A 6,438-nucleotide genomic window follows, 5' to 3' on the forward strand; every position below is an offset into this window, starting at 1 on the left:
TTAGAACTATTTTAAACAGGTTACCAATTTCTGGTAGCGATCGAGATAAGCATTCATTGTAAACTCCATTTTAAATATCTCTTTATTAGCTATTCTAAACTTATCTAGTCCTTCACTATTCTTCATTTCTACAAGATTAGAAATACATTTAATTTGCTGTTCAATATCACCATAATCATAAAAGAACAATCCAGATTTTTTTTCACTTGGATAGTGTGTATAAAAATATTTATTTCCACCTGTAAGCGAAAGCATCATAGGAGTACCACCACGTAACACCTCTAATGCTATGATATCAAAATAAGTTTCCTTATTAGGCAAAATAAACAAGTCCGAAGAAGCTATTAATTCTGCTCCATAATCCACCCATCCAAGTTCAATCCAACGCTCATGATCTAACCTCATTAATGGTAGTTCATTCCCGGCTATCACAAAATAGACATCATCAAACATTCTCAGTATTCTCTCACCCAATAGCTTCAATTGATCATAACCTTTTATTGCACTATGCCTACCGATATACGTAATTACAAAAGCTCTCTTGGGAATTCCCATCTTTTGCTCAAATAACAGAAAATCAGGCACTACAGAACTATCCAATATAGAAGTAGGGCAAAACACTAATTTATAGCGATGACTTTCAATATATTTTTTTAGCTTAAAACTTGAAAAATAAGATTCTACAGCTTCTTCAACAGGAAACATTATATAATCCGCCCTTCGCCATGCCCGCAACTCTTTTTTCTCCAACGACACACGTATCAACCACTTAAGGATAGAATATTTTGCTAATATCCCATCGGCTATTTCATAACTCAGTGGCTGGGGGGAATGTGTAGTCAATAACACAATACCTTTATAATCACACAAAAGGTCAATGGCACAAGATAAGTCCGCACTCGTATGAAAATGAATAATATCAAAATCATTCAAATTTATATTTTTAATATCTGCCCGGCTCACACGATTATACCACGTTCTTGCAGCTCTAATAACATTTAAACGCATCCAAATATGAAAGAAATCTATTTTATAGATAATATTCAGATATCTCAAATACTTTTGGTGTAAAGTTCCTGTCGTATTTTCTAACCCTAGAAGATCTTTCAAAAAGAAAATATTACCAACCTCATTATGTTGCACAACATACTCTCTTAAATTAAATAAATAACCCGCAGGACCTCCACTATTTCTTATATTAATTCTATAATCCCAAATAAGAACTTTTCTCTTTTTCATCATAACAAACCACGTGTAATAGATAACACTCGAAAAATAATAGGTGCCATATCATAATATTTATACTCAGCTAACCGACCACCAAAAATCATATTAGGCTCATTATCAGCCAATGCTTTGTAACGTAAATACAAAGCATTATTCTTCTTGTCATTGACAGGATAAAATGGTTCCATTCCATCTTTCCATTCTACAGAATACTCCTTTGATATAACTGTATTTGGATTATTAAAAACCTCTAAACCAAAAGATTCAAAATGTTTATGTTCAATAATTCTTGTATAAGGAATTTCACTGTCCGTATAATTAACAACAGCATTTCCCTGATAATTAGCCACATCAAGAACCTCCTCCTCAAACCGCACTGTTCGGTATTCTAATTTCCCGAAGCAATAATCATAAAATTCATCTATTCTTCCTGTAAAAACTATTTTATCTGCTATTGATTTCCAATATTCTCTGCTTTTAAAAAAATCCGTACATGTCTTTGTTTCCACACCTTCTAAAAGTCCTTTTATCAGTTCATTATATCCTCCAATAGGAATACCTTGATATTTATCATTAAAATAGTTATTATCAAAAATTAGTCGAACCGGCAACCTCTTAATAATAAATGCTGGTAAATCCACACAACGGCGTCCCCATTGTTTCTCCGTGTACCCCTTTATCAGCATTTCATAGATCTCCCTACCTATCAATAGTTGCGCTTGCTCTTCCAAATTGCGTGGTTCAATCACACCAGCCCTTTGCATTTTTTCTAAAACCTCTGCTTTTTGCTCTTCTATTTTTGCTTTCGCCTCCTCTGGTGTTGTAACTCCCCAGATTTGATAAAAAGTATTCATGTTAAAAGGAAGACTATAAAGCCGCCCTCTATATCTGGCTATTGGAGAGTTGGTATACCGATTAAACTCCACTATAGAATTAACAAAATCCCATACTTCCTTATTTGAGGTATGAAATATATGTGCACCGTATTTGTGAACATTGACTCCTACGATATTTTCACAATATACATTTCCTCCAAGGTTAGGACGTTTATCAATAACTAGGCATCTTTTCCCTCCCCTCTTTACTCTATTTGCAAATGTCGCTCCATATAAACCAGAGCCAACGATAAGATAGTCGTATTGTTTCATTGTTTCATTGTTTCATCATTTCAATAATATTCTTTTTATTTTCCTAAAAACTGAGGATGGTGAAGTAAATGGTAGCATCAATAAACGATACATCAGATAACGACCACTCAAACCTGCTGCACGACATCTACCTGCCGCATCTCTCCAAAAATAGAGATGCACCTTTAAACGCTGAACTGGATTTAGCTGACAATACAAATCCGCATATTTATTATATACATAGCTTACGGCTTCAAGCCACGCATCATAGTTATTCGACAAACGACCCGAGCTACAATTCCTGTAAACCAGCAAGGGTTCATCGCAAAAATAAAAAGGCTTACGCTGCGCTAATCGTATCGTAAGATCGTATTCCTGCCAAAAGCACAAACACTCATCAAATAACCCAACATCTATTAAAGCATCTTTTTTGACAAGAATAGCACTCGTTGTAGTACATATTTGGGTCAGAATAAGCAGGCTCACATCTCCACTCCATTTGCGATCAGGAAGAAACGTCTCATAAGTAATTGAGTTTCTCTTATTGTCTACATTTTCAAATATTCGACCACAATAAACAAGTTCACAATCTTTATTTTCAATTAATGCCACTTGCTTTTCTATTTTCGTGGGTAGCCAATAGTCATCATCATCCAAAAAGGCAATATATTCCCCTTTTGCTATTTTTATCCCTAAATTACGGGCATAATTTCCTCCCTTACTTTCTTGTTTTGAAATATGAATATATTGTAAGGGCAACACACTACAATATTCATCCGTTCCATCGGTAGAAGCATCGTCTACCACTATCAACTCTATATTCGGATAAGTTTGCAGAAACACGCTTTCCACTGCTCTTTTTAGGAGCTCTTGTCTATTATGAGTAGTTATAATTGCTGTTACGAGTTTTCTCATTATCAAATTTTATTTATAAAACATCGAATCTTCATCTCTTGAACAACACTGCAATTTTTATCAATATGACATCCAGACAATAATGTTCGGAATCCTATTATCACACAATCTTCAATTATAGTACCCTTTAACACAACGACCTCACGACCTATCCAACAATCATTACCAATCGAGACAGGAGCTGTTTTGGGACGCTCATACTCATATCCAAAGCTGGGCCACTTATTGATAGCGAGCTTTCGCCTTTCATCTTTAGAATATATATTGTGCGTATTTGTATCCCAAATCATAACCTCATAAGAAATTTGATTAAAAGAGCCTATATTTACTTGCTCATCTACTCTTATTTCTCCCCCCTCATTCATATTGGTATATTCCCCTATTCTTAGTATACCTCCATAACGAATCCAAATATTACAACGCAATCGAATATGATGAGACAGAACACACTTTCCCTCAATTATATAAAAAGGATTTATTGAATTACGACCTTTTTCTATAATAGAAAAATCCCCTATATATAATTGATCGTAAACACGTATTATTGCTCCACTTATTAAACATCTATTTCCTATCTTTACAGTTGCTCCTTCAGCTACAGACAAACGACATTTTTTAATCTTTGTCTTCTCTCCAATCTCAAAAACAGCTCCTTTTTGAACCAATACAATAGAACCTGACAATAGGTATTTCCAACGTAACCGACAAAAAGCCCTCAAAATTCTACCTAATAGCATATACATACAACTTTTTTATCCAACTATTGAAAACAGCACGTTCTACACTAGTAATACCATATACATAAACACTGACACAGACACTCAAAACTGAAGATAGAATTATCATTCCTAAACGCACCCAGCTTTCTGATAAGTTAAAAAACAAAATTAATGGAATAAATGCGGATACTAAAGAGACTATCAAAATTGGCATTAGCACTTCCATGCAATAATAAGATAATCGCATTTTAAATATTGGCATTAAATAAAGTAATCTCACGTATAATCCCAATATCAAGACCAATAAATTAATCACAAAAACGGACTCAGGTGCACCTCCATATGCTAACACAAGATAAGAGATCGGCAAAATCAATAGATTTATTCCACCGATCACCAATTGATAAGATTTAATTTTTCCTGTAGCGTGTACAGTAATAGCCGGAGGATTTGAAAGAGCAAAAATCAAGGTTATCAATAACATTAAACGAACAAACATTACAGAATGGCGGGGTACTATATCTAGCCACAGCTTCAGGATATAGTCCGTATCAATCAAAATCGGTAATGATATAACCAATAATAGAAAACAAGAATACCGACTACTGGCAAAAACCAAAGTTCGCATATAAGTTAAATCTCCCTTAGCATAAGATTTTGTTATTTGTGGATTAATAGCCATTTGGAAATTTCCACTAAAACTACCAATAGCGCCTTGAACCTGAACAGCTATCCCCCTGGCTGCATTTATGATTGGACCAAAAAAAACATTTAAAAGTACATTTAGACCTTGTGTATAACAAATAACAGCTAAATCTCCTATAAAACTAAAACTGGCAAATAAAAACAACTCTCGACCTAAAGCTTTATTAATATTACTCCTATTAAAAGAAATATTCTTAATGTTTTTCTTGCAATACAGCCAATAAATCCAATTATTAAGAATAGATACTATCAACATTAAAATCGCATACCACACTAATATATCAATTGGAGATAGAAAGAGCATAAAAGCTATTAATAATTTCAATATTACATTAACAATTGAAATATAAGCAAAAGCACTCATTTTCTCAAACGCTATTATTATAGCATTATAAGGTACACTTAACAAATTCAAAAACAAATCTAGTACAGATAAATGAAATACAATGTTTGCCGCAAATAAACGATCTTGAGGAATGACCATCTTATGATTCAAAAACCATACACCAATAGATTCACAAAGCAATAAGACCATTACTCCTATCCCTAAATGAATAAGTAAACTAGACGAAAACACACTATTTAATCGCATACTATCTCCTCGCCCAATCTCAAAAGTCATATAGCGTTGAGTCGCTGTAATCATTGAGTTCTTCAGACAAGAAAACAAAGAGACAACGCCTCCAACCACATTATAAATGCCATAATTTTCTATACCTAAGGAATTCAAAACTATCCTAGAAGTATAGAGCATCACAAGCATATTAAATAACATACGGACATACAACAAGAACGTATTTCTCGCTATTCGCTTGTTATTTTCCGCATATGAATAAACAGTTCTGTAATCTTTCAATTTAGATCATTAGTTAGATAAAGGCGCATACGCTTGTATACATGATACAAATAAAGCCTATTATTTTCCGATTTTCAATTAATTTCACTTAGCAGAACGGAGACTGATTCTAAAAATCAATACATTCCGCCATATCAAACTTTATTTCTAATAATTTTATATAGGTATAATAGACCGAACACATTTAATATAATACATAATCCAATACAAAACAACAATAACAACTTCTTTTTAAATGAAATATCAACATATCCTAAATAGGTTTTTATCTTAACATCTTCAAAATAGGCATGATCAGATTTAAATTCCTCACCTGTAAAAGCCTTTAAAGATGTCCATTTCTCATAAGGCTCATTCCAAAAAGAGGAATTGCAACTTAAACCTAATGGTAAGAAAAAAGTAGTACAATGATAGGGACTCCCGCTTGAAAGAGCGATGTTCCAGACAGAACAAGTCGTAACGTAAGCGGCTGAGAATCTTCTCTATCGTATCCGTATACCCATTGTAGAGTGTGGCGTACGACGTAACTCCCGGACAGAAGAGGTTTGTTGATCACAGTATTTACAGCAATCAATCACATTCAAGAACAATCAGCTTTCCTTTCCCTATTACGCCTAATCAACCCATTCAAGCCAAGATGCAAGAAAATTCAATAAAAAAGATAGATTATATCAATAGTACACAGTGCCAATCCCATTTTATTTGGTCACAGACTCAAAAAAATCTCTGCAAGCGCACGCTCTGGTGATATCTGCAAACGCTCCGCTAGTCGCATAATAATCCGGGCAACCTTTCTCCAAAGCACTTGCTCCCTCATACCTGCCTCCCTTCCTGCATATCGCCAAGCCGCTTGATCTCGCAAACGGGTCAAATAGAAACCCTTTCCAAA

General features: G+C 34.1%; 5 protein-coding genes and 2 pseudogenes. All 7 read right to left on the bottom strand.

Annotated elements, in window-relative coordinates:
* Positions 1 to 6: 6 nt before the first annotated feature.
* On the bottom strand, positions 7 to 1,242 hold the full coding sequence (locus DWX33_RS19825; protein WP_122380949.1) for a glycosyltransferase family 4 protein: 1,236 nt from the start codon (positions 1,240 to 1,242) through the stop codon (positions 7 to 9).
* On the bottom strand, positions 1,239 to 2,375 hold the full coding sequence (glf, locus tag DWX33_RS19830; protein WP_122380950.1) for a UDP-galactopyranose mutase: 1,137 nt from the start codon (positions 2,373 to 2,375) through the stop codon (positions 1,239 to 1,241). The genes DWX33_RS19825 and glf overlap by 4 nt, the downstream gene beginning before the upstream one ends.
* A gap of 15 nt (positions 2,376 to 2,390) precedes the next feature.
* Positions 2,391 to 3,269 carry a glycosyltransferase family 2 protein gene (locus DWX33_RS19835; RefSeq protein ID WP_122380951.1) on the bottom strand — a complete coding sequence of 293 codons (879 nt, stop codon included), beginning with the start codon at positions 3,267 to 3,269 and terminating at the stop codon, positions 2,391 to 2,393.
* Positions 3,270 to 3,271: 2 nt separating this feature from the next.
* On the bottom strand, positions 3,272 to 4,006 hold the full coding sequence (locus DWX33_RS19840; RefSeq protein ID WP_199713347.1) for an acyltransferase: 735 nt from the start codon (positions 4,004 to 4,006) through the stop codon (positions 3,272 to 3,274).
* A complete protein-coding gene (locus DWX33_RS19845; protein WP_233570212.1) occupies positions 3,993 to 5,468 on the bottom strand; it encodes a lipopolysaccharide biosynthesis protein in 1,476 nt (491 codons plus the stop codon). Before DWX33_RS19845 ends, DWX33_RS19840 begins: the two co-directional genes overlap by 14 nt.
* Positions 5,469 to 5,900: 432 nt before the next feature.
* Positions 5,901 to 6,083 (bottom strand): annotated as a pseudogene (locus DWX33_RS22955) (sugar transferase); the annotation flags it as partial.
* Positions 6,084 to 6,255: 172 nt separating this feature from the next.
* Positions 6,256 to 6,438, bottom strand: a pseudogene (locus DWX33_RS22960) (DUF3990 domain-containing protein); the annotation flags it as partial.

This window comes from Parabacteroides sp. AF19-14, assembly GCF_003635485.1.
GTDB classification, from domain to species: Bacteria; Bacteroidota; Bacteroidia; order Bacteroidales; family Tannerellaceae; genus Parabacteroides; species Parabacteroides distasonis.

Coding starts and splice junctions, on each gene's coding strand:
- DWX33_RS19825 (WP_122380949.1), bottom strand. CDS start 1,242: ATGATGAAAAAGAGAAAAGTTCTTATTTGGGATTATAGAATTAATATA.
- glf (WP_122380950.1), bottom strand. CDS start 2,375: ATGAAACAATACGACTATCTTATCGTTGGCTCTGGTTTATATGGAGCG.
- DWX33_RS19835 (WP_122380951.1), bottom strand. CDS start 3,269: ATGAGAAAACTCGTAACAGCAATTATAACTACTCATAATAGACAAGAG.
- DWX33_RS19840 (WP_199713347.1), bottom strand. CDS start 4,006: ATGCTATTAGGTAGAATTTTGAGGGCTTTTTGTCGGTTACGTTGGAAA.
- DWX33_RS19845 (WP_233570212.1), bottom strand. CDS start 5,468: ATGTTATTTAATATGCTTGTGATGCTCTATACTTCTAGGATAGTTTTG.